The sequence below is a fragment of the Nostoc mirabile CHAB5784 genome (assembly GCF_020829645.1).
Lineage (GTDB): Bacteria > Cyanobacteriota > Cyanobacteriia > Cyanobacteriales > Nostocaceae > Nostoc > Nostoc mirabile.
Genome location: NZ_JAIVFS010000104.1, coordinates 1 through 25,250 on the forward strand (window position 1 = coordinate 1; position 25,250 = coordinate 25,250).

18 protein-coding genes and 1 pseudogene are annotated in these 25,250 nt (G+C 43.7%); 5 read left to right on the forward strand and 14 right to left on the reverse strand.

Annotation, left to right across the window (positions count from 1 at the left end; translation table 11 throughout):
• Nucleotides 1–240: 240 nt before the first annotated feature.
• From LC653_RS36540 to LC653_RS36550, 3 genes are all read right to left on the reverse strand, one after another.
• The gene (locus LC653_RS36540) at nt 241–4,374 is read right to left on the reverse strand and encodes a two-partner secretion domain-containing protein (RefSeq protein WP_229499962.1); all 4,134 of its coding nucleotides are present in this window, start codon (nt 4,372–4,374) and stop codon (nt 241–243) included.
• A 76-nt stretch (nt 4,375–4,450) separates the two neighbouring features.
• A complete protein-coding gene (locus LC653_RS36545; protein WP_229499964.1) occupies nt 4,451–5,809 on the reverse strand; it encodes an AAA-like domain-containing protein in 1,359 nt (452 codons plus the stop codon).
• A 131-nt stretch (nt 5,810–5,940) separates the two neighbouring features.
• Nucleotides 5,941–6,864 carry a pentapeptide repeat-containing protein gene (locus LC653_RS36550; protein ID WP_229499966.1) on the reverse strand — a complete coding sequence of 308 codons (924 nt, stop codon included), beginning with the start codon at nt 6,862–6,864 and terminating at the stop codon, nt 5,941–5,943.
• A 545-nt stretch (nt 6,865–7,409) separates the two neighbouring features.
• On the opposite strand from LC653_RS36550, the gene LC653_RS46520 reads away from it, so the two are divergent.
• From LC653_RS46520 to LC653_RS36560, 3 genes and pseudogenes are all read left to right on the forward strand, one after another.
• Nucleotides 7,410–7,538 carry a hypothetical protein gene (locus LC653_RS46520; RefSeq protein ID WP_267923353.1) on the forward strand — a complete coding sequence of 43 codons (129 nt, stop codon included), beginning with the start codon at nt 7,410–7,412 and terminating at the stop codon, nt 7,536–7,538.
• A 135-nt stretch (nt 7,539–7,673) separates the two neighbouring features.
• Nucleotides 7,674–7,886: pseudogene (locus tag LC653_RS36555) on the forward strand (hypothetical protein); the annotation flags it as partial.
• A gap of 378 nt (nt 7,887–8,264) precedes the next feature.
• The gene (locus LC653_RS36560; RefSeq protein WP_229499968.1) at nt 8,265–8,525 is read left to right on the forward strand and encodes a hypothetical protein; all 261 of its coding nucleotides are present in this window, start codon (nt 8,265–8,267) and stop codon (nt 8,523–8,525) included.
• Between the two features lie 154 nt (nt 8,526–8,679).
• On the opposite strand, the gene LC653_RS36565 is transcribed toward LC653_RS36560, so the two are convergent.
• The 11 genes from LC653_RS36565 to LC653_RS36615 form a co-directional block, all read right to left on the reverse strand.
• Nucleotides 8,680–11,157: a S8 family peptidase gene (locus LC653_RS36565; RefSeq protein ID WP_229499970.1), complete on the reverse strand. Its 2,478-nt coding sequence runs from the start codon at nt 11,155–11,157 to the stop codon at nt 8,680–8,682.
• 52 nt (nt 11,158–11,209) lie between these two features.
• Nucleotides 11,210–12,619: a SagB family peptide dehydrogenase gene (locus LC653_RS36570; RefSeq protein ID WP_229499972.1), complete on the reverse strand. Its 1,410-nt coding sequence runs from the start codon at nt 12,617–12,619 to the stop codon at nt 11,210–11,212.
• A gap of 1 nt (nt 12,620) precedes the next feature.
• Complete coding sequence (locus LC653_RS36575) at nt 12,621–14,909, reverse strand: TOMM precursor leader peptide-binding protein (protein WP_229499975.1); 2,289 nt, start codon at nt 14,907–14,909, stop codon at nt 12,621–12,623.
• A gap of 42 nt (nt 14,910–14,951) precedes the next feature.
• Nucleotides 14,952–15,815, reverse strand: a complete 864-nt coding sequence (locus LC653_RS36580; protein WP_229499978.1) for a LynF/TruF/PatF family peptide O-prenyltransferase — start codon at nt 15,813–15,815, stop codon at nt 14,952–14,954.
• 171 nt (nt 15,816–15,986) lie between these two features.
• Entirely contained in the window at nt 15,987–17,927 is a 1,941-nt protein-coding gene (locus LC653_RS36585) for a mannose-binding lectin (RefSeq protein ID WP_229499980.1), read from the reverse strand.
• Nucleotides 17,928–18,002: 75 nt separating this feature from the next.
• Nucleotides 18,003–18,953, reverse strand: a complete 951-nt coding sequence (locus tag LC653_RS36590) for a jacalin-like lectin (RefSeq protein WP_229499983.1) — start codon at nt 18,951–18,953, stop codon at nt 18,003–18,005.
• A 186-nt stretch (nt 18,954–19,139) separates the two neighbouring features.
• Nucleotides 19,140–19,367: a cyanobactin biosynthesis system PatB/AcyB/McaB family protein gene (locus tag LC653_RS36595; RefSeq protein WP_229499986.1), complete on the reverse strand. Its 228-nt coding sequence runs from the start codon at nt 19,365–19,367 to the stop codon at nt 19,140–19,142.
• Nucleotides 19,354–19,704, reverse strand: a complete 351-nt coding sequence (locus tag LC653_RS36600; protein ID WP_229499989.1) for a hypothetical protein — start codon at nt 19,702–19,704, stop codon at nt 19,354–19,356. The genes LC653_RS36595 and LC653_RS36600 overlap by 14 nt, the downstream gene beginning before the upstream one ends.
• A gap of 113 nt (nt 19,705–19,817) precedes the next feature.
• Nucleotides 19,818–20,030, reverse strand: coding sequence for a DUF5837 family cyanobactin class RiPP (locus tag LC653_RS36605; protein WP_229499991.1), 213 nt, complete (start codon nt 20,028–20,030; stop codon nt 19,818–19,820).
• 470 nt (nt 20,031–20,500) lie between these two features.
• Nucleotides 20,501–20,728, reverse strand: a complete 228-nt coding sequence (locus LC653_RS36610; protein ID WP_229499993.1) for a DUF5837 family cyanobactin class RiPP — start codon at nt 20,726–20,728, stop codon at nt 20,501–20,503.
• Nucleotides 20,729–20,833: 105 nt separating this feature from the next.
• Nucleotides 20,834–22,864, reverse strand: coding sequence for a S8 family peptidase (locus LC653_RS36615; protein ID WP_229499997.1), 2,031 nt, complete (start codon nt 22,862–22,864; stop codon nt 20,834–20,836).
• Nucleotides 22,865–23,743: 879 nt separating this feature from the next.
• Between LC653_RS36615 and LC653_RS46525 the strand changes: the two genes are divergently transcribed.
• Together LC653_RS46525 and LC653_RS36620 are read left to right on the forward strand one after the other, a co-directional pair.
• Entirely contained in the window at nt 23,744–23,866 is a 123-nt protein-coding gene (locus tag LC653_RS46525; protein ID WP_267923354.1) for a hypothetical protein, read from the forward strand.
• A 438-nt stretch (nt 23,867–24,304) separates the two neighbouring features.
• A complete protein-coding gene (locus LC653_RS36620; RefSeq protein WP_229499996.1) occupies nt 24,305–25,150 on the forward strand; it encodes a CARDB domain-containing protein in 846 nt (281 codons plus the stop codon).
• Nucleotides 25,151–25,250: the final 100 nt, after the last annotated feature.

Sequence of the window (25,250 nt, forward strand, 5' to 3'; positions counted from 1 at the left end):
GTAACTCCACCACGTAAAGAAGCATCTGTTGCTGTTTAATACCTTAGATTATTCATACTTTTGCTAAGTCTCTGATTAACTCAGCCCTGCTGGGTCATTTTGTATAGCTTAGTCTAAACTCCAGTAGAATTAGCAAGCAAACAGACATTTTTATAAAGTAATCTGCCTTTTTGCTTCACAAAACACCAAAATACTGTAAGTCGGGAATCTGAACCTGACGATTTTCACAAATCATTCAGATCAGTTCCCACAATCACCTTTATTTCTGCCATAACTAAGTTTGACTTCGTGAGTATTAGAGACCAATTCCACCTGTCCTTGTTGATTAATTATCCATCCAGTAGCTTCTATTAATGGTGATTGCCCTTTTATATCTGGTACTTTTCTATTGCTTATTTGCCCTGAAAGTTTATTTGGGGAATCTGCACCAACTCGCATATCTTGCAAAACTACCTGACCACGCAACACTTGGCGGGGATCTTCTGGTAAACCTCCCCGTCCGCTAATCACAAAATTCGCCTCTTCGTTGCTGGGACAACCAGCTACAATTTGATTTGCAGGATCGGTAGGCACAGAAGGCAATTGAGTTAATCCTCTAGAGGGGTCAACATCTGGGGTGTTGATATTAATCGTACCGTTAATGCCCAATTGAGAACTGGCGGTGATATCACTATTTGGGGTGAGTTCGTCACTAACCTGTAAGCCAAAAATACCTTGAGTGGTAATGTTGATATTACCGCCATTCCCAGCAAAAGCATTGGCGGTGATGTCGCTGTTTTCTTGGGGGACAGCAACAATAAATCTACTATTAATATCCATATTGCCACCATTACCACCGCCACTGTTTTCTGTTCCTGCACGGGTAGAAATTTGACTATTATTTCGTAAAAGTAGGTTATTGGCTACCTTGAGGTTGATGTTACCTCCTTGTCCAGAAACACTGGTAGCAGTGATGGAACCTTGATCAAGGAAAATTGAACGGGCATCAATATTAACATCTCCAGCATTACCTGTTCCTAAAGCGCTGACAGATATTGTTGCGCGATCGCGGATCTTCAAATCACCATTGCTAATATTTATATTAATATCTCCCCCCTTTCCCGAAGCAGTTTGAGCAGAAGAGGCAAATAAGCCTGAGCCGAAACCCTGCGGGGAGGGGTCAAATAAATCAATGGACTCTAAAGCATTAACTGTTAAATCTCCAGCTTTTCCAGAACCAAAGGTAGTAGTAAATACCTGTGCGCCACCTTTAGCTGTAAGTTGACGGACTGTTAAGTTAACATTGCCAGATTCGGCATTGGTTAATGTTCCTGTACCGATGAAAGAGTTATTTAACTCGAAAATATTACTGGTATTGATGGTAATATTCCCCCCTTGTCCTTGATCCAAGGCGGTAGTACCAATTATTCCACTATTGCGGGTAAGAAAATTCGGAGTTTGAATCACAACATTTCCGGCTTTACCTTGGCCTGCGCTAACAGCAACGATTCCCTGGTCAAAGTTATCAAGGCTGAGAGTACCTGCAAAGGCTGGATTGATAATTTTTTCTTGCAAGTCTGCAAATCCATTCCCAGCAACTTCTACAGATTCATTAGCGTTGATAGTGATATCGCCTCCGTTACCTGCACCAGCTGTGGAAGCGTTAATCCTACCGTTATATAATTGCAGGGTACGGGTATTAATTGTAATGGGTGCGCCATTTCCTTGACCAACTGTACCGCTGGTAATCTCTCCCCCTTGGCGGACAATTAACTGCCCAGTGGTAATATTCAAAGGCCCAGCATTACCAATCGGACTCAAGGAACCTGTGGCGATCTGACTGGGAAGACTGCTATCTATGAAATTCCCCACTACTTCTACTTTGTCGGTAGCGTTGAGAGTTAATGTTGCTCCATTCCCCTCTCCTGTGGTTGCTGAGGAAACGATGGAACCATCACGGACATTTAGTTGTTTAACTGATAAAGTTAAGTTGCCAGCATTGCCTGTACCAGCTAGCGCCGTTGCATTGATTATCGACCTACCAGTGAGCGTTACTTTGTCAGAGTTGATTGTCAAATCCCCGGCTTGCCCTGAACCAGCAGTTGCCGTTTGAATCCCGGCAAAATTTTGCAACAATATTTCTGTAGCATTAATTGTTAAATCTCCGCCATTACCTGACACCGGAAACGTAGTAATTCCACCTGCATCTCGAAGTACTAAACGCCCAGTATTAACCGTCAGTTTACCAGAGTTGCCACTCCCGAAAGCATTTGTGCTTATACCTACTCCTGTTCCTTGTAGAAGTTGGCTTACCAATTGGCTAGGGGTCAATACCGGGGTTGTGGGTTGACGACCGATAATTTCTACGGATTCTGAAGCATTGATTGTTAAATTCCCGGCATTACCCGTCGTGTTTAGGTCAGTTCCAGTACTTATGGTAGTTGCTCTAAAGGGGAAGAAAGCTGTTGGATCTTGGCTAATGCTCAACCGACGAGCATTGAGAGTAAAATCCCCAGCATCGCCGCTAGCACCAGTAGGAAGATTTACAGCCAACGCCGCATCGGAATTTGTACCAATATCGCTTGTCCGCATTACTACGTCATCTGTAGCATTGAGAATCATATTTCCCCCTTTACCTGTACCCCTGGCCAGGGCGAAAATAGATGTAGTGTCCAGAAAGATTGAGCGGGCGCTGAGGGTAATGTCATTGCCTTTACCAGCACCTAAGTTTGCATTGACAATGCGAATATTTTTACCAGAGAGGATATTACCACTAGTAAATGTAATTTTTCCTGGTGTGTCTCCAATAGAAGCGATATTACCTGAACGAGGAAAGTCACCTGCGGCGTTGAGGCTGAGATTACCTGCGGCTAGTAATGAAATATCTCCTGCTTGCTGTTGAGCATTAGCTAACAGATAATTAGTAGTAGTAATTCCGCCTGCGCTACTGTTGATAGTAATGTCACCGCTATTAATGGAGTCGGTTGTATTGGGTATGTTGAAAAACCCACTAATTAAATTACCTGTTGTAATATCATTGATAGCGTTTAGGGCAATGTCGCCACCATTGCCGCTACTTTTTGCAGAAATGATGGATGCATCGGTAGTATTAATTTGACTGGTTTGCCCAAACTTTCCTGATGTAATAGTTGCATTCCCGCTATTGGTAAGGATTTGGGAACCTGGGTTCATGAAAAACTGTGCTACTCCAGGATCTCTTTGGGTAGCGATCGCATTTTCATCGTTAATTTTGGCGTTAAAATTACCACCATTGAGAATGATACTGCGGTTGGGATTGATGGTGAGCGATCGCCCCGCTTCTAAGTTAAGATTATTTGCCCCAACCCCAGTGATATCATCATCAACAGTAATATCATTATTAGCTTGTAAACTAACATTATTAAGTGCTAGCGCTTGGCTCAAACTTTGACCGCTAACAGTGCCCCCTGCTTGAATCAGAATATCTTTCGGGTCAAGCAGTAATGTACCAAAACCATTTGCAGCACTAGTATCCACAGTACCAGCAAATTCCACTCTGCCACCTGATACTTCTACAAAACCACCGTTCCCAGAATTGTCACCGCCACGGGCACTAATATTACCCTCAAAACGGGTTAGATCGTTTGCTTTAATAATTACAGTGCCACCATTGCCATTATTAAGAGCATCAATGTTAATAGTGGCATTATTTAATAAGCTCACCTGATTTCCTAAAATCTGCACCGTTCCCCCTGGTACAGTCAAAGAACCTGTGTTAGTAACAATCTCTCCTTGTAACGTAAGAGTTTGTCTACTACCTATTGTTAAATTTCCTTCTACACTAATCTCTGCTTGTTGTTGGTGCAAGGCATTAGCAAATAAAACTGTTGGCTGAATTGTGAGTAAATTACTATTTTGCGGTTCTGTTGCACTAAATAACCCATTGTTCCCTAATTTAATTGCATTTGCAGTACTAGCTACAAAAGAACCTGCGATATCTAACCGGACATTTTTACCAAAAACAATCCCATTAGGATTAATCAAAAATAAATTTGCAGCACCATCTATACCTAATGTACCCAAAATCTTAGATATATGGTTTCCGGTAACGCGAGTGAGGATGTTACTAATGCCCGCCGGATTAGTAAAATAAACCTGCTGTCCTTGATTTACATTGAATTCTTGAAAACTATGGAAAAGATTACCACCGCGAATTGCACCTCCACCAATTAATTCACGAAGATTTTGAGGTGTAATGGTAGATTTTTCGGTTCCTAAAGTGTTATCGGGTATTATTTGAGCGTTAGCTGGGTGAAAATCGGTAAGAAAATAAGTAAATATATTACTAAAAAATAATATTATGTATATTTTCAAATACCAAGAGTACTGTCTAGGAATATTTACTATTTTCAACATGAGTCAACTTATTTTTTATTCAAAGTTACAGATCCCCGACTTATTTAACAAGTCGGGGATCTTGTGATCTTGCTTATTACGAATGATTTAAAATTGCTGTTTTATTAATAAAGTAATCACTAAAATACTCTCTATATAACCCACAACTAACTGTTGCAGTTTTCTTTTCTAGATATATCAGCCCTAAACTTTTTAACTTAAATGCTACTTCTTGCTCTAAGGTAATCGGTACAGTTGACCTAATAACCTGTTGAAAACCATCAACCAAATCAGGATTTTGCAGAATAGAATGTAACTGATTGTGCAAATACTCGCTAAAAATTCCAGTATTAGTCGTGGCATTTTGCACTAAAGTGTCCATAGGAATTTGATGTTGAACGCTATGATAAAACGCCAGTCGCACCAAGTAAGGAAATCCTCCTGTCAGTGCCATTAATTGTTCAAATTGGAAAGCTGTTAGTTGGAGTCTGTGACGTTGGGCTAAATCCTCTAACTGTAATCTTGTAAAAGCAGGTAAATCAATTGCTAACCCTATATTAAAAGGAGATTTGTTAATCTCTAAATTAATATATATGTCGGTAGATTTAACAATTAACACTCGTAATTTTTGCCAAATTGATATATCTCTAGTTTCTTCATACCATGAGCGCAATAGCCCCAAAAAATCACGAGTCAATTGAGGATATTCAAACAACTTATTCACTTCATCTAACGCTAAGATTAAGGGAGTATTGATTTCCTGTAAAACATACCCTTGAAAATAGATAGTACAGTTCATCAAATCACCCATCTCCTCGTCCCAATATTCCTCTAGCTTCGACTTTATTCCTAACTGATGAGTAACATTTGTACAGAACCAGCGTAAAAATTTTTCTAATGAGCTAAAAACTTCTGTTTCAGCACGATGTAAACTTAACCTTACAGTATAATAACCATGCGAACTACCATGAGCAAGGATTCTAGTCATTAAAGAAGTTTTCCCCATCTTTCGCGGTGCTTTGATATGGATAAACGCACGAGGTTGAAGAATTGCTTGATAACAGACTTGTTCTAAACCCCGCTCAATATACAAGGTAGAATCAAGCGGAACTTGTCCATCTGGAGGTTCTAAATTTATCTTTTGCCACATATGTGTAGGCTGAGATATTGTTTGCAAAAATGAATTATCTAGTCGTTGCTCTAGCACAGCACGACAATTAGTGCGATTAACTTTCTCGCCAAGACTATTAGAAAGTAGTTGCCACAATTTAGGAGCAACCAATTGCCTAATATAGTTCTCTGAGTAGTTGTTTTCTATAGCAATTTGTGCATAATTTTTTTTTGTTTCCAATAGAGATGCTGACAAGACAGCTTTTTGAATAAATGAGAGCGATTTTCCTGTCTTATTAGTAATTAATGTTTCAGTGCATTCGATAATTTGTTCTATACTCCTCATCTCTCTTCAAAACTAAAGGTATTTAAAGCTCCATTTCCTAATACAGCAATTCTAAATTGTTTGTGAACACTAAATATTTCTCTTGTTTCTCTTCTTGGCGCCTCTCGAAGAGCGGATGCGTGAGATTCTTTCTACAAATCAGAAATATTCAATGCTCCATTTTTCCTCAACCATTGCTTTTGTTGAGGGGTTAACCCAATAGCATCAGTAAATAGCGCTCCCTTAACGCGAGAACCGGAAAAATTTACCTCCTCTAATTGGGTATTTGTGAAATTTGCGTGTCTTAAATCACTATCACTCAAATTTGCCCCATTTAGAACTGCCTCCTCTAAGTTGGCGTTAAATAAAGAAGCTAACTTTAAATCAGTACGACTCAAGTCTGCATTAAATAAACTGGCTAACTCCAAGGCAGCTTGACGTAAAATTGCATCACTCAAATCTGCACTACTCAAGTCCGCTTTAATTAAATCTGATTCTGTTAAGTCGGCTCCCTTTAAAATAGTATCCTGTAATTGCGCTCCTTCCAAATCAACTCGTTGTAAAGAAGCAGCACATAAAATCGCCCCTTCCCAGTTAGATTGGCGAAGATTGGCATCATCAAACTTAGCGCCAGTGCAATCTGTGGCTTTGAGACTTGCTTTAAACAAATTTGCCCCAGTTAAGTCTGCTTGAGTCAAACAAGCATTTTCTAAATCAGTATCTGTTAAATTTGCCTCTCGTAAGCAGACAGAATCAAGCTTGGCATAATTTAAGTGAGCATTGGTTAAGTTTACTCTAGTTAGATTAGCATGACTTAAGTTTGCCCACAGTAGACTCACATTTAACAAGTTTGCGTTTTGCAAATTGGCTTTTTGGAAGTCCGCTCGATTTAAATCTGTCCAAACCAGGGTGGCACAACTCAAGTTAACTTCACTGAGATTGGCACTACTGAGGTTAGCATAGCTAAAATCAACACCACTAAAGTCAACACCCTGCAAATAAATCTGGCTTAAATTCAGGTGTTGAAAATCTCTTTCCTTAGCTGCATAGCGTTTGATAATTTCTTGGGCAATCATTGTTTTGAGCTAGTTTAAATAACAATAAACTACCGCCTACAATGAATTGTCTCTCAATATAGCAATATTTAATTAATAATTTATATTTGATTTTCTGTTATCAAAGTTAATACATTTTAACTAAAGACATGAATTTTATCTATTGACAAATTATTCATTATATGTAAAAGAATAATATTTATAACATTGTATGTTCAAAGTTGTGATACTTATATATTGACAAAAAACTAATCTCTGAGGCAGTAACTAAAAATATCTTGCAGCAGAGATAAATATATGACATTTATGTACTTGTTTGATTTCAAATGAAAATGCTTTAATAAACTTTTAGAGCAAGGGTATTTGCAAAAGTTATCCAAAAAATTCCTATCTACTCTTTTGGTTTTTATTTGTTTACATGAGAATTTCTAAACCTCTGTAAGTATGAATTTTCGTAACGGATTCTATTGCTGAAAACCTGAAAAATATGCCCAATATTAGCTTGAAAAAGATTGATACAATCTTCCTGGCGAAAAGGGAGTCTTTAACCTTTAACATCTATATTTATGATCGCGTCAACATCCAGCATTATCAGCACGATTACCAGTATCATCAACATGGTTTCTGACGAAAAGTTGCAACAGGCTTTGAGTCAGAGTTTTTTGGAAGCTAGTGAGCCACTGCAACAGTATTAATCTAAAAAGTAGCATTCAAGACTTGCTTGAGCCGTGTACTTGGAAACTTGTAAGCACGGTTCTTAGGGGGGAACGAGACAGTAATGCCTCCGCCCTACCCGACAATCGGGGAAAAGGCGATCGCAAACTTTGGACGCCTGCGCTATGAAAAATACCCAAGCGCTTGAAGCTGCGGCAATCATTCTGGGGAGTGAGCCGACACCATCTGCGATCGCATATCGAGCCGAACAACTGGAAATGCTACCCCAAGCGGTTAGTGATATTCGGCGGGTGCTTGCAAAACCTGGGTGTAGCTGGGAGGAATTTTGGACTGTTGCCCAAGAATATGAGGTGATTAAACAACTGTACGTTCGCTCATTTTTGATATACAAGATTTAAATTTTGCCTTACAGTGCGTGTAATTCAGGCGATTCAAATGTTGCTGACCGTGCCCGAAGTTATGTTCAAGGTGGTAGCCTTTAGTTTTGAGTACGTTATGATTCTCGTTCTCTGTCTGACACCGGGCACGACCAGAAGCAACAAGTTCGCGCTCCATTATCGTTGGTAATACGGCGATCGCAAATCCAAGCATTTTGGAATCTGACCTGCTGGTCACAGTTAATCGACAATGAATGATACGGATCAAGATTATGCGTAGGCGTAGCCCGCCGCAGGCATCGCCTGCCTAAAAATTTTGTTTTCGACCCCAATTTTGGCAATATTTTAAGTACGATTGCTTATTGACAAATGGTATATGACCTTAACCTCTCACGAATGACCGCAGGCCAAGGTAAAGCCGGAAATGTTGTGATTCAAACCCAAAATTTTATCAGCCGCAATAGTGGAGTAATTGGTACTACTGCCTTAAGTCAAGGACAGGGAGGGAATATTACGATTAATACCAGTAATACTTTCGAGTTAGATAGCTCTTTCATCGGTACGGGAACATTAACCGATGCCGAATCTGGTAATATTAACTTAATAGTCCGTCAGAGCAACCACTACTAGAAGCTACTGCATGGATGATTAATCAACGAGGACAGGTGGAATTGGTAGCTAATACTAACCAAGTCAAGCTTAGTTATGAAAGAAATAAAGGTGATTGTAGGAATTTATGAGTGCGATCGCTCAACATCGCCAATGGATGAGATACCAAGTCGAGCTAACGTGGCACTGACCACGATCGCACTTGGCCCAGCGTAACTGGCATAATATTGGCAACGTCGATCGTGAATCGATATATTTTTTTAGCGCGATGGCTGTTCTCTGAGTCGAAAAACCTCAGCTTTACATCCCAGCAATTGCTGTTCAGGCGACAGAAGGGGCTTTTTTCAACTTCGATGCTTTCTAGTTCCATACCGCTAACAATCGCTGATTCAAAGGTAGAAGCGGCTTGAAAGGCGTTGGTGGCGGCAAAATTGAGGGCGCGATCGCGGTCTAGCTGTCCTAAGTTGCGAAGGTCGTAGTAAATGCGATGCAGGAAACTCTTGAGAGAACGCCGCATTCTCACGTTATCAGATTCGCTTGTTTCACTGCTGGCGGTTGCAACGGCTACTTCCACAAGGGAGTTGACTTGCCAACCGTACATTCCTCGAACGTTTGGCAATGTAAGCACAGGAACAACTTGTCCAGAAAAGAGTTCGACTGTGCGATCAGTAAGATTACCGGGAATGCTGACTCGCTCGATATAATCATCGCTGGATTCAGGCTGAATCTGCCCAGCTAACATCATCGCAAAGACGGCATAGATTTCACTGGCAAAAGCCTTTTGGGGTTCTAGCGCGTAAATGGGGGTAAGTTCCTGATTCAACGTCCAAATGAGAGATTTACCTTCAGTGGGGCTTAACTCCAGGTAATTAACCATCTGGCGGGCATCGTAGGGATTGGCGGGAATTAATACCTCATCCATGCTGACCACAGGCATCCGTTGTTTGAAGGTGTCGCGGCGGGCTTCAGTGCCGAAATCGTAGCCTAATGTGCCAAGGGCATAGACTTTGTTGGAGACGGCGCTGGGAGTGATGGTGGAGGGGGAAAGGGGAGCAGGGGAAGCAGGGGAGGCAGGGGGAATGTCTCCAAGTATGGCTGAGGTGGTAATCAGTTGAGTAGGTGCAGAACTCTTAATCTCGCTTTTGGGAGTAATGGTGGAGGGGGAAACAGAAACAGGGGAGGCAGGGGGAGAGGGGGGAATGTCTGCAAGTGCGGCTGAGGCGGTAATCAGTTGAGTGGGTGCAGAACTCTTAATCTCGCTCTTGGGTTGAGAAAATGTCACCGCAGATTCGGAACTATCTGGCAAAGAGTTGTTGGTGGGTGGCAAAATGATTTGTGGATGGACAGCAGCGATCGCTTGAATGCTGGGTAAGGGTTGCCCAGTTAGTAACTGATAAGCCCCTGGAATATTCAATTTACCGACTAAGCAGCGTTCCGGTTCTTCAACTTCTTGAGAATCGCAGAGAATAGCACTATTGAGCAAAGCTGTCCGCACGGCTTCAGCGTTGGGTTGTTCGCCGCGTTGCAATTGCAGGCTCATCAAGAGAGCAGAGATACCTGTCATCAGAGGGGCAGCTAAACTGGTGCCTTCTTGACAAGCGGGTTCATCGGTGCCGGGTTGCGCCGCCACGATGTTTTCGCCCGGTGCGAGGATGCCCTGTTTCTGGTACTGTCCACCCCAATTACTGTAGTTTGCAGGTTGCCCATCGTCTTTCATCATGCCCACTGCTAAAACGTTGGGTAGAATAGCAGGGACACAAAAGCATTCGCCTTTGTTGTTGCCACTGGGAGCCACAATTAGAATATTATTGTCTTGGCACTGTTTTACCGCTTTCTGAATCATTTCGTGGGCAAATCCGGTTTGGGTGGGATGACAGGCAGCACAGTGGATAATATTTACGCCCAGTTTAAATGCCAGGTTAAATGCGTGAGCTAGGTTGAGCGGAGAGAGTGCTTCATCGGCAGTTGCGGTTTCAAATAGGGGAATATTAATGGCGGTGCAGTAGGGAGCCACTCCCTCAACGGGGGAACCGGGTTGTCCAAACATCGTGCCAAAAATGCCGGTCGCATGGAAGACACCAGTCAGACGCTCTCGCACTGGTTCGGGAATTGTGTCTTCTAGCGCTTTAATCTCTGCCTCTAATGCTTCAATTGCGGCGGTATAGTTAGTATTTGAGGGGATTTCTGGTTTCAGTATTTTTTGCGGCTTGGAGGCGCTTAACTGGCGAAATTGTTCCAGTAGTGGTGTATCTGTGCTTTCTAACAATGCATTGAAGACAGTAGTAGCAAAGCCTTGCCATTGCCCATTATTCAACGCTGTAACCTCAGTCATGGGTTGAGCGATCAATTCAACGTTGTCATCGGATGATATTGCCGGATCTGTATTTTGACTTGACTGCTCTTTCCTGGCTTTCTTGAGGGCTTTCTTCTTATCCTGCAATGCCTTAATTTTGAGTTCCTGTTGGATGTGGATTGGATCGATCGCCTCTAAGTCGGTTTGCCAGTAGGGCTTAATGCGACTTATATTAGCACCGCGAAAGCAAGCGCGATCCAGATCCGCAGGGCCATCAAGAACGGCAATTTTGATGCGAGAATCACCGAGGGTAAGAGCTTGCAAGGCAGCAAAACCAGGAATAGTATTAAGGTCAGGCATAGAAGTAATCGATTAAATGAAATATTATAAAATGGCTCAATCGGTGAAACTTCTAGGAAGGATTGTCGTTTGTTTGCTTGAGTGAACCGAGACTAAACTCTCCAACAGAAGCCTCTTCGTACTCGTTGAGGTTGGCGATTTTGCCGAACTGTTCGGAATTTCCTGCACCGATGGCACTGGCAGCTAACTTCATGGCAGTCGCAACCAGATAGAAGGTTTGATACAGCACCCCGATATGTTTCAAAATCAAACCATAACCAATGGCATAATACTTCCAAAACAATCGCCCAAATCGGGCTGTGACAATGAAAAGCACTTGTGGGATATCCTGTTGTCCAGTTGCTTTCCAAGCATCGTAAATCAAAACTTCAACCTCGTGCCAGTCTGCAATCAGGTGCAACGTGTGAGACAACGGTTGATAGTGGTATAATCCGGAATTTAATCCCTGACAGCGATTGATGACTGGATAAATCTCCAGTTCATATAAGCCACCCCCGCAGGGATAGGGACGTTTAGTAAATTCTCCCATGTTCAAAGGATCGTCCTCAAGGTTGTAAACCTCTTTCACCCTGGCACAACGATAGAGAAACTCTGCCAACTGGTTAAGGGTTATCGGCTGGTGATCATATTCTCGAATCGATTGCCTAGCCTCGATCGCCTGCGTCAACGAACAATCTGTTTGAGCTAAAATTGCTAGATCCGGTTTCTCTAAGGGAATCACTTGATTGCTCATGGGTGGTTTCACAACTCCCAATTGCTCATGATCCTCAAAGCGAGGAAGTTTCGATTTCCGCAGATCGTCTAATCGCTGTGAACGAGTTTGGCGATGAAACAGAAGATTATGAAATTCCCATTGAGCTAATGCTTTAGTTTCTGGTTCTAGGGGGATCATCTGGGTTGCAATCAGCAACTCCACGAACGATTGCGCTATCTGTGCATCAATCAGCGTTTCCAGCAAATTTAAGAATGTAAATGGCGAATCGAATTGAGCCAGTTTCGCAATCAAGGCGCTAGCCCGCCAATCTAGCAGAATAATTTTTGCTTTGGAGAGGGGAGATTCTAAAACAAAGTGTTGGTTCTCTTGATGCAGGAAGGCAAAGCGAGACAGAGTTAGAGGCTGCTGTTGCCAATCAAAAACATGAGTTATTAATTGATAATTTTCAGCGATCGGGACGGCGGTTGCTAACGGTAAAACAGAATGACTTATCCAGCCAAGGTAAATCAGCTTTTGCAGATCGGTCTCAAAGTTTAAGCCGGATTCGACTCCATCAGCTTCTACAACCAGGGCAGTTAACTGAGCGATCGTCAGGGCAGAATGCAACAGCTGTTCTAGTGCCGATCGCAAACCGGGCTTGGGATGCTCCAAGGTGAGACTTTCGGACGTGGATTGTAGCGTTAGCCGATCGCCTTCTAGGGTCAGGGAGATGTCGGGCCGGAAAGACAGGGTGAAGGAATCAGACATTTCAAAACACCATTGGCATCGGGTTCATCTGGTCTTCGGTTAATGGAGCAGAGCGCCACCCCAGCTTTGTAGGTACATTGTACAGCCGTCCCGCCCCAAATCGTGACCAGAAGTGACGTAAACCGGGTACAATGACTTTAACAACGGGTAAGCCAATATCGGGGCGGGTTTGGTTCAGCACCAGCATCTCCAACCCAGTACGTCTAGCGACTTCGACACAAGTTAATACATCTTGCTGAATATCATCGCTCCACTGCTGCGGGTAATCAGCATATTGTTTGGGCAGTGTTTGTGTACAAGGAGCCAGATAAGGCTGATTAGCTAAAGTTACCTGGGTAAACCAGTAGTTCAAGGCTGAGTCTGAATCGTTGGAACAATCTAGCCGATCTACAGCAAAACCGATTTGATTTACCTCGGTGACGGCTCGTGAAATCGCAATTTTTGGGTCGAAATGTGCCCCATATCCGGCAATAATTCGTTCTTCACCTTTGCCTATGTTACGAGAGAGGGCGACAAAGGCGGGAATGTTTAAGTCAGTGGTTAAATCGAGTACCCAAAGTTCTCGTTGCTGGCTACGATACCAATCTTGCAACTCTAATAGATACGAATCATTGAAGCTGGCTAGGTCTACAGATGGGCGCGACAGACGATTATACCACCAGATAGCGACGCTATCGCGCTCCACCAGTTCTAAAAATCCTTGCAAAATGGCATCTTCTAGCGTTCCTCCGGCGGCGCTACCGTTGGAATTGGCACAACAAAAGCGATGGGTTTTGGGCAATCGGTAATTGTAGTAACAAAAGGCGGTGGGGAGGTATTTATGCGTTTGCTCGGTCATTGACCAAACAGGAGTCCAGTCAACAGCTTGAGTTTCATTAAAGCGTTGGGGAATCCAATCATGCTCCACGATCGCCAAATGATTCAACTCCTCCCGGTTTTGATATTGAGTATCACTATACAGCAAACACTCACCCGGATGAATGGCGTTGCCCAACTCAGCAAACTGAGAATTGATTCGAGGTTCATCCCCTTGGTAGATGCCAGAATAGCGTTCTATTGCTTCACAAAAAGCGCTTGCTTGGGATTGGCGATCGCTTTTGCCCTTACCACCGCTTTTGTGCCTGAGTGATTTTCGCAAACGGTTGAGGTTTGAGGAGGAACCCAAGGCATGGGTAGCGCTGTAGGTGTGGATCAGGGGATTATTCGGGTCGGATACCCGCACAAGGGCGCTAACAACTCCGGTAATCGAGCCGATCAGGTGTTCGTAGCGTTGTAGAATTTGCTCTGGAGTAAAGGCGCGATGTCCGCCATCTTGGGTAAATAGCTTTTTACGGCTGGTAAGAGCGATCGCACTGTTGACTTGCTGACTAACTAAATTGGGATTGCCACAAGCAGGACATTGAGGGCGCTGAGTCAGCATGTGCGTTTTTAGGGTAAAGTTCGTCTGATCCAGCGTAATCAGTTTCCCGGCTAACGTCGGAATTTTCGATTCTGGGACAACCTGCTTCACCAGCCATTTAGCAACTTCGGTGGTCATGAGTGCGATCGCCGCTTGCACTGTCGAAGGCAACACAGCAAAAGCAGTCGGTAAACATCCCCTTTCTTGTTCTCCTTTCTGTTGCAAGACCGATGTTTCCACTTCCCGATTCCCCTGCAACCGATGGGCTAAACATTCCCAGCAGCCTGTTTCTCCCGGAGTAAAGATAGAACCGAACCACAGTATCGCGCCAATCGGCTTAACCAGCAGCCAGGGTTGCTGAGTTTGCAGGGCTGTTTTATTGATGTGGCTCAGTTCTGGCTCTTGATAGTCATCGGTGAGAACTACCTGCAACGAACAACTCCCAGATTTTGCCTCCCCTGCTTCCCCTGCTCTCCCTTGCTGCACGGGAATGCCGATCGCCTGTAACGCTTCAATTAAATTTTGTGCATTTACTGCACCGACAGTAGTAACAAAAACTTGGGTGTGCGGCAAGCGATCGCTGACTACTTGCGGCTCTACACCTAGCAAGCTCCAAAAGGCGGCGGCTTGGGGAGTGAGGCTGTGAGCGGCATCGGTGAGGTAGCCTTTTTCATGCAGCCGATCAAGAACGTAGTGGATGTGGTCTGGTGCGACCTGCCCATCTAGCTTCTGAATAATCTCTTCTAGTGTGTGCTGACCATTCAGAAGCGGAAGAATCTGGCAATAGAGGCCACCCGTCAGTGCGTGGGTGGCATATTCGCTAAGTAAATAGACGTTTTTGGGTTCAACGAACTCAACACGAAAATGAGGTTTAATTTGAGGAATCTTCATATCTGTAGGAGCATGTTACCTTGTTTGTAGATTATTTGTAGATTAGATTATGTAGTACAAATTTATCTTTTGAATTGTTTCAGCTTGCAATTCACTTTCTAATAAAGCAACTGCCATTTCTTTTACAGGTTGCTGCTGGTAGTAGGCGTGAACTCTCCGGGCAATATCGTTTACAGGAAAGTAACTCAAGAAGTCGTTAATATTTTCTAAATAGTAATAGATTTTTCTTTCGGAATTGGCTTGAGAAAGTCCTACACTAATTCTCTGACAAATGGGTAAACGTTGCAGAACTACTGGCGATAGAACTTGTCTTAATCGCTGCTGTACATCAACTTGTTGCCAATCTTGCTTTTTAATATATGGATAAAGCTCAATATTGCTCCTACCATTAAATCCACAATCAAATCCAATATGCAATAAGTTATTAACAAGCAGCATTTGTACATCTGCTTCTAAATCTTTTCCATTCAGAGCAATTGCTAGTTCTTGCTTTTCTGGGTAATTTTCGATAGTTAGGGCAAGGTCTACTGAAGACTCAGCTAATTCTCTACGAAGATCAACGCCGACCAGGAATTCCTTCAGTCTGCTAAAGTCAAAGTCGCCATTGAAGAATTTGTCAATCAAAGAGTAATCAACTTCGACACCAATTCTTGTATTGATTTGATTGAAGAAATCAATTACGATTTTTAGCTGTTCTGTGGTTTTGAGATTAAACTCCAAAAAAAATCTAGCTGGATAAATTCGATCTAATTCAACTTTGCAGGAAGCTTCTAGCAAACAAGCGTCTGTAATATTTTCTACTGTTTCTACAAATGATTTGAAGATATCAAGAGCATAAATATTTTCAATCTCAAATGCTTGCTCATGGGCAGCAATGAAAGGTGATTTTTTAGCTAATATTTTCATTTTCTATGATCTTCTATTTCCACCTTGGAATCGGGAGCGGGCACTCAACGCGCAATAGCCTGGAAGACTGCTATGTATAAGGCTGTAGAGAGATTTGAGGGCATTGTCAGAGAAAGCTGTAAGTGCGATCGCCCTTGGTGTAGGTGTATCAAGAGGGGCGATCGCTTAATCTTATCTCCAAATCCGCCCCCGTAAAAATGGAGGATCTGCCTCTGTTTTTTGTTGTTTTGCCATCTCCTTAAACCAGTAGCCGTAATCTTCCAATCCAGTTGAGCGCGTCAGCCGTTCTTGAGGGTCAAGCTTCAGTTTCAGAGGAATTTCTGCTTCCTCCCAGACGGGATTACCGCTAAGTGTTCCCACTGCCCGATTCGTTGTATTATCTTGCAGGGTTGACCCTACTGTTTGATTCAAAGACCAATAGCGCACCAAGCCAAGTTCTCTGCCAGTCATGGGGTACATCTGATTGGCTTCAATCTCTGCTTGCGATCGCGCATACCGCCACACCCGCACTTCTAGCAGTTTGCCCTGAAAGCGGGAATCTGCCACGTTTGGCTGTCCACCTAAATAGGTATTGCCAAACGACAAAACTGGGGAAATTGCCTTTTGATTGTCGTTGTGTACCCCATTAATGTAGAGCTTCGTATTGCCGGGACGACTCCCCACCCGTGTCACTGCAACATGATACCAGCTTCCAGATGCGATGCCAGCACCCACCGAAGCGATCGCTTCACTAGAGAGGGGAGTTTGAAACTTCAGTTCGCCACCTTCGAGATAAAACAGCGTTTCCCCATCGGCAAAAATCACCTGCTTCCCAGCATTCGTGGCAGGATACACCCAGGCTTCGATTGTGAAGTTTCCTTGCGGTCTTAGCGCTCCGCCACCAGCAGAGATCCCCTGATGTTTTTCATCAAGCACCAACACCATCTGGCTACCCTGCAATCTAACAGGGGGGATGGGTGGAGCGATCACCGGGGCTGGCGTTACCGGTGGGCTGGATTCTACAGAGGGTTGAGGTGGACTGGGTGCGACATTGGGTGGGGCGCTTGCAGGTTCTGGCAAGGTTCCAGATTGTTCAATCGGTATAAACTGTTCAGGTGACACTGGGGAGGGACTGGGTGAGATATTTGGTGAGGCGGTTGCAGTTTCACCCAGTTCTCCAAGTTGTTCGGTTGTACCTGTATATCTTAAATTTCCATCAGCATTTTCAATTCCATCCAAGACGATTGAGCTTTTGTTCGGTGAACCATCTGCCCTCTTGCAAGTGGCTGATAGTATATTTCCCTGAATAGAGATTTCAGTGCAAGTTTCTTGGTAACTACTCGGTTTATTCGGGTCAGTTAGTTTTAATTCTCCATCAATATTTTCAATTCCCTTTAAGACGATTGAGGTGTTGTTGAGTGAACCATCACTTTTTCTGCAAGTGGCTGATAGTACATTTCCCTGAATAGAAATGTCTGTGCAACTTTGTTGGTAAGTGCTACTGATTACGCCTGGAGCGATCGCGGCATCCGAGGGTTGGGTTGGTGCAGCCGGACTAGGTGCAACATTAGGGGGGGCGCTTGCGGGTTGGCTCAGTAAACTTTCGGATGCAGTCGGTGAAGATGAGCTTTCTTGATCGGAGGGAGCCGGGGGAGAATCAGAAGATACAGATACAGCGCTTTCTAAAATCCACCAATCTTTAGTGTTTTCCGCAGTCGTGATGTAGCCAACAGAGCTAGTATCAGCACACAGTTTTTGATTAGTGTAGGAAGAGTTAGTGAGGTAAACTCGCTCATCATAGCGAATTGCACCTCCCTTACCAGAAACTTTGGTAATTATCCAACTCTGTTTATTTTCATCGTAGCCATCTTGCCAATAGTAGCAATCGTGGCTATTGGAAAAAGCCCCCAAAATGTCATTATTACCCGTTGCTAATTCTGTCGTTTTGATTTTGATGCGACTTTGCGATCTCACCACCTCACCTTCGGAGTTACCTACAAGTTGAAGCGTTACTTTTCCCGTGTTTCCTAACTGTGGCCAGTTGTATGTCCCGCGATCAACAGCAACTAGGTATTGATTTGTTGCGTGCTTGAGATAAAAGGCGTCACCAAATTTAACAGTATTATCAGCCATAGTGTTTCTTAAAAGTAGTTGGTGGAGATGAGTTTTCTTAAGCACAAGGAGCCAGGGGAGCCAGGGAGGTTAAAATTAGATGGGTCGAGTGTAAATCCCCAATCGCGCTAGAACATTTCGAGCGCTACCATAAGCGCCAAAGAAACCAATAATTTCAGAGCCTTCAGGCGCACCCAGTGTAAACGGCTCTACCTGCTTTTGAGAATTTTCTCCGCCAAACACCTGAGATTGATTGCCTTGATGGGTATGAAATTGAATACTGATAATATCTTCTTTAGCATAGCCAGAACTTTGTGCTCCCCACGTTCCGGAAACAGAAGTGAGATAATCTCCTGTGGCTAAAGCAAATGTGCTGAGATCACCTGCCCCGCCAAATGCTTCGGAAGTATAAACTTCAGGAGGATTCGTTGCAGGGTTTTCATACTGGACTTGAATCTTGTCCACTGCCCAACTCGCACTCACGTTGATACTCTTAATCTTAGTTGCGGTTGTGTTTTCGGGTAGAATTGAAAAATCAGTGGCGGAGATTGAGCTGCCTATTGGGCCAACTTGTGTAATTACAGGGGCATCGCTTTCTAAAATCCACCAATCTTTAATGTTCTCCGCTGTGGTGATGTAGCCAGCATAATTGGTATCAGCACACAGGTTTTGATTAGTGTAGGAACAGTTGGTGAGGTAAACCCGATCGCCATAGCGAATTGAACCTGCCTCACCAGAAACTTTAGCAATCAACCAACTCTGTTTATTTTCATCCCAGCCATCTTGCGAATAGTAGCAATCGTGGCTATCGGCAAAAGCCCCCAAAATGTCATTATTATCTTTTAAAGGTTCTCTCGTTTTGATTTTGATGCGACTTTGCGATGTTACCACCTCACCCTCGTTACCTACAAGTTGAAGCGTCACTTTTTGCGTCTTGTCTCCTAACTGTGGCCAGTTGTATGTCCCGCGACCAACAGGAACTATGTATTGATCTGTTGAGTGCTTGAGATAAAAGGTGTCACCAAATTTAACGGTATTATCAGCCATAATGTTCCTCCAAAGTAGTTGCATGAAGATGAGTTTTCTTAAGCAGAGAAAGCCGGGGGAGTCAAGAGGTTAAGTTCAAGTGGGCAGGATTGCCTAATCTCCTTTCCATCAAAATCCAGCACAGACTGAAGCGGCTAATTCAAGGCTGTTTTTTTTGCTGCTATTGTGGTTCCTTAAGAGAAAAATTTAGAGAGCCATGCCAGCGAAAGAGTCAAAGCAACCATAGCCAGAAGTTTTTAGTTGGTTATAGCTGCGGTACCCAAACCCTGCCGGATCGTTGAAGTTTGCGCCGTGCAGCAATTTTATCCGAATGTTAACCAAGTCTTCGACGCTACCGTGAACTACATCAACGGCTTCATGTGGCTGGATTAAATCGGCACGTTTGATGGGGGGGGATTGTTTAGGAAGTTTCATCTTTGGGTTTTTTTAAGTGAATTGCGGCGTGTTTAAGCTTGGATGATGCAAGTCGCGTGAATATTCTTAATTTCCTCAACTGGTATACCGCGATGTGTTTTAACCGGATGCTAAACCGCACAGGGCACTTTTGCAAGAAGCAATATTTCTGTGATGGCTTTCCCGTATCAAATGAAGAGGGGACGAGGGAGGAGGTGAACCAGCGCTGCATGAGGGTTTCCCTCCGCAGGCGACTGGTGAACCAGAAGGGTGAGCGGGGCGATAAAAGAATCTCACAGAAGTAGGGAGCAATCGCACCATCACCAGAAGCAGAAAAACGAAGTGAGTCTTTAATCATTTCCCGATCTTTCCGTCTCCCTCTCTCCCGATCATGGTGCGGCCAAAAGCCTCGTGATTCAATCCGCTCTAACCAGGCTCATAGACGGGGGGAGAAGTAGTTTTGAGGCTAACTTACTCCACGTCTTCTCCGTTATAAGAACACATCCCCATCAACTGATCATCTTCAGAACCCGAATTTGATGGTAGTACAGCTCCCCTAGTAGGAGCATCAGCAAATTGGGATAGGGTAAATTCGGACAGTTCTGCCAGTTGAGTCGGTAGCTGTCCCGTTGCGATGCGGTTGACGGGTTGGGCGGGTTGTGGCATCAGGTTTTGTTTGTCCATGAGTTGATTCTCCGTTTTTGTGGTTGGTTGATGTCCCGTTGTTGAGCCGTTGCTGTTCCTGTGGGAAAGAAGACGGTATGGGGAGGAGGTTCAGGGGCGAAACCAGGAATGTCACAGAACTAAAGAGCCGCACACTTTTTTAAACAGTGAAAAAATAAAGTCTCAAATCATTTCCTCATCTCCCCATCTCCCTTGCTTTCTATGTCTAATCCCAGTGCTGTAAGAACCTAAATCCCTAGATGCAGATAATTGCCAAGTGATTTATTTTTAGGAAGCAGGAAAAACGTATTTTAGTCTCTCCCACTTCCCTTAGTTACTCATTTTTCTCATCCTCCCCTACCTCCAAACCGGAGGTCACGGAAAGCCCCCAGATGAGGGCAATTGCTAAGGGATTCATTGTTTACGAATTAGGCTCCCAGACAAGGAAAAGAGAGATTTGAGGGAAATGAAAGGACGTGTAGAATTAAGCCCTACTCCTCGTCGCCATCATAAGAACAGATTCGCAAACACACTCTGTAACCAAAAAGAGTACCAGGAGTTTCCGTCTGAAAAGATGCTAGTACAGATGCACTACAAGCCTCATCGCCATGCAGTTGCAAAGCTTCTTCCGACAGTTCTGCCAGTTCTGGATCTACTTGTCCGGTTCCAATCCGGTTAACGGGCTGGGCGGCTTGTGGCATCAGGTTTTTCTTGTCCATGAGTTGATTCTCCGTTTTGTGGTTGCTGTCCCGTTGTCGAGCTTTTGCTCAGTCGGTGGGTCTGACCGCTTCTAAAGTCAAAGAAGACTGTTTGCTGTTTGCTGCCTAATACGGCGTAGACCAGGTTCTCACGTCGCCCAGCGTTACCGGAATCAAATCGCTGACATCAATTGTGAACCGGAACACCTTCTTGGCACGGCGACTATTTTCCGGGTCAAAGAACTTCAGCTTCACATCCCAACAATCGCTATCTACCCGACAGAAAGGACTTTTCTCTACCGTGATGCTGTCTAGTTCCATGCCGGTTGCTACCGCTTCGGCAAACGTGGAAGCCGCCTGGAACGCATTCGTCGCTGCAAAGTTGAGCGCCCGATCTTGTGACGTGGTGCCGAGATTTCGTAAATCGTAGTAAATCCGGTTGAGGAAACTACTCAACGTGCGCCGAATCGGGTCTTCTTGAGCATCTCCGACGGTGGTTTGCACTGTCTGGATGGCAGCAGATACGAGTGTATTTATCTTCCAGCCATACATTCCTCGCGGGTTTTGCGGTGCTAGCAGCGGCACAACCTGCCCAGAAAATAGCTTGACGGTGCGCCCAGTCAAAACTCCCGGAATACTCACCCGCTCTACATATTCTTCGCTGCTTTCCGCTTGAATTTGCCCTGCCAATAGTTCTTGCAAAACGGCGTAGGTGTCTCGCGCAAACGCTCCTTGAGGTTCGATCGCATAAATTGGGGTCAACTCGATGTTCAATGTCCAAATTAGCGATCGCGATTCCGAAGGACTTACCGCCAAGTAATCCACCATCTGCCTTGCATCATAAGGGTTCGCTGGAACCACAATCCCATTAATGTTGTAGGCAGGCATCAGTTGTTTAAAAGAATCTCGCCTTGCTTCAGAGCCAAAGTCATAGCCAAGCGTCCCCAAAGCATACACAAGTTGACTCTCAGCAATTTCGCTGGGAGCTTGACTAGCTGTGACAAAGTTCGAGGTAGATTGAGTCATAGTGGGTACTTGTTGAGTCCTTGAGTGAGTGGATGGGGTGGCTGAGGAGACATTTGAGGGAGCGATTGAACTTGCAGCCAATTGAGACTGGTTTACAGGTGCAACGGCAAGGGTTGCGGCAGGTTCCACGGCTGTAAGTGTCTGCGTGAGGGATGCAACATCGATTAAGTCATCAACAGGGCGATCGGATGATTCGACCTGGCTTTGTTCTGTCCCACCACAGCCGCAGCCAGAAGCAGCAACCGCTGACAAAGTATCTGACACAGTTCCTCCAAATAAGTATTCAAGAGTTCCAGAGATATTGAGTTTGCCAACCAAACAACGACTTGCATCGGTTGTATCAGCAGGCGTACAGGGCAAAGCACTATTTAAGATTGCCGCCCTCACTTTTTGCGGATCGGGTGTTTCGCCCCGCTGAATTTGTAAACTTAATAGCAGTGCTGCTACTCCCGTGGCGATCGGTGTAGCAAAACTTGTCCCGCTCAACCGAGTTGTTCCGCCTCCTGGTTTTGCCCCCAAGATATTTTCGCCCGGTGCCAAAATGCCTTGAGCCTGGTAAGTTTCGCCCCAGTTGCTAAAGGCGATCGGTTTACCCTGGTCGTCCATTGCCCCAACCGCTAACACAGCGGGCAAGGCTGCCGGAACGTGTAAACAAGCGCAGCCATCATTGCCTGCTGCCGCCACAATCAGCACATTATTTTCTTGGCAAAGCTGTACCGAACGTTTAAGCCACCCTTCTGCCTCACCTTCATCGGTGAGTTGCCCACCGCTAAGGTTGATAATGTGCGCCCCAGCGTTGACGGCTTGCTCGATCGCCCGGGCTAAATCGAGTTGAGACAACTGCCGTCCTTCGTCTGCGAACACCGGAACGAGCAATCCTTTACATTGAGGGGCAATTCCTCTTACAGGGCTACCCGACTGACCAAAGATGATGCTGGCAACATGAGTGCCATGCAAAGACATCTCGCCATCAGGATTTGCCTCTCCACTAACCAGCGTCGGTAGCTGGGTCAAGTCTGCTCCCAGGAAACTGGGATGCTTCAAATCAATCAGTCCGTCGAGTACAGCAATGCAAATTTGTGGGCTACCGGACGTTTTTGCCCATAGTGGCTCAAGAGCTAAAAGATTCATTTGTAAAGAGCGATCGGAGACTGTTAGATTTTTACTGAACAAATCACACTGTGTTAGAGGATGTTTGAAAAGTCCTTTTATTGGTAGCAAAACGTTTTAGATACCCCATTATCTCCCTTAAAAAGCAGGGCTGATTCATTCGCTAAAAGGCGTTAAAAATCAATGTTTATAGCAATTTAAAATTGATTATTTTATTACCTACGTGTCGATCAAACAGACAATTACACTGTTATTTATGTGCTTAAAAGTCTATTCCATCACCACCCATACTTATGATTTTTATCGCTAACCATTTTGACTAATCCTGTTAATAACAGGCAAAACTAACTTTTCTGCTCCATAAAAATACTGTACACAAATCACATTATCAAATCTGAACTCATAATAATCTTTAACAAAAATGAAATTAATTTTACTGAGAAAATCAACATATTATTAATATTATTAATTGACTTTTATTCAACTATATGTATTAAAAAAGAGAAAGTTTGTCTAAGATATTAATATTATTAATTGACTAATAATAAATTGTATGCATCAAAAAAGTATAATAATTAGAGATTGAGATAAAAAACTAAGTACGTCCCTTTCATGGAGTCTACTTTTTAGATGCTAATAACATCATCTTTGGTACAGTTCAGTGGCGTTGTCAGCGCTCTACTCGGCAAGAAGCTTGAGGCGATGCCTACTGGAGTCTTTATGGGAGCAACGCGAAAAAGTAATGATCATCGTCTAATGAGCTTTCTTAAGCTTTCTTGAGCTTTCTTGAGCAGGGGGAGTAAAGATAAAAATTTAGTAATTTATGCTACTAAAAACATTCAAAAATATACTTAATTTCTTTCTCTCCCCCTGCCTCAAGAGCCTCAGCGGAGTTTAGGCGTGACTTTGCAAGTAGCGGGAGATTTAGAGCGATCGCAACAAGTATTATTACAAAGTTTAGCGATCGCAAAGCAAGTAAATTCTACCGCAGATATCGCCGAAACCTTATTAGACACGTCCTAAAATTTACAAAGCAGTCTGTGTCTGGCTTTCCATAGTGTTAACATGAGGACAGAGCCAACGTAAGAATCAGGGTTGGGAATAGTTACTGATAGCAACTATCTATGAAAATATTGATGACTAATTCATAAATGACCGAATAATTCGTAATTCGTAATTCGTAATTAATAATTAATTCATTAAGGGTACAAGCCCCTTAATTTATTAATGAAAAAAAGAAATTTATTCATTATTCAAGCCCACACCTAAAGGTGGGGGGTAATAATTACGAATTACGAATTATCAATTACGAATTATTTTGACCGGGACATCACTATTGCTGATAAAAATAAGCTGGGTAAGCGTTATCTACTGTTTGTAACTGATAGAAATAATAACCTTGTAGAAATTAACGAAAACAATAATTACGTCTGGCGCGAAATTGAGATAAAGGCACCAGACTTGAAAGTTGAATCGGTAGTCGTCCCCGTCACAGCTAATATCGGTCAAAGCATTGATGTCAACTGGACAGTCAGCAACATTGGTACAGCAGATGTAACTGTTCCTTGGCGCGATCGCATTTGGTTATCCAAAGACATAATCAAGAGTAATGATGATATCCTGCTTGTTACTCCAGATGCAAGTACTGCCTTACCTCTGATTACTGCTGGTAGTGACAACAGGACAGTACCTGTAAAATTGCCAATGGATGTAGCATTAGCAGACGGTTCCTACTATATCCTCGTTGAAACTGACGCCTTCAACGACTTCATTGAGTTAAATGAAAACAATAACATCGGTGTCAGCAGTCAAACTATTACTCTGACGCTACCACCTCTGCCAGATTTAGAAGTCAGCAATATTATCATCCCAGACAAAGCACGGTCTGGTGAGTCAGTAGATGTAAGCTGGACTGTAAACAACACGGGGAATGCATCAGCTGCCAAAGCGTGGACTGACCGAGTATATCTATCCTTTGATGGGACTTTAAACGGTGCAATATTACTAGATACACTACGCCACGATACTGACTTAGCATCTGGCGAACAATATACCACGCCCATCAAGAAAGTTTTATTACCAACAGTAGCAGATGGTGACTATCGGATTGTCGTTGTTACTGATACCGACAATACGGTATTTGAAGGTAAAAAGGAAACCAACAACCTCCGCGTTTCCGAAACTGTTTTGCGTATTGGTCGTGTAGACCTTGTACCAGTTATTACCTCATCACCAAGCACAGCCACATCTGGTACAACCGTATCCTTAGAGTGGTTAGTAACTAACGCTCTTTTATTACTCTCATGAGAGTATAATTAATTACTAACAGTTTAACTTAGCAAGGGTATTTAATTGGGTTCAAGAACGGCTACCTCCACGATCACCGTGGTAGATCAGTACTGCGATG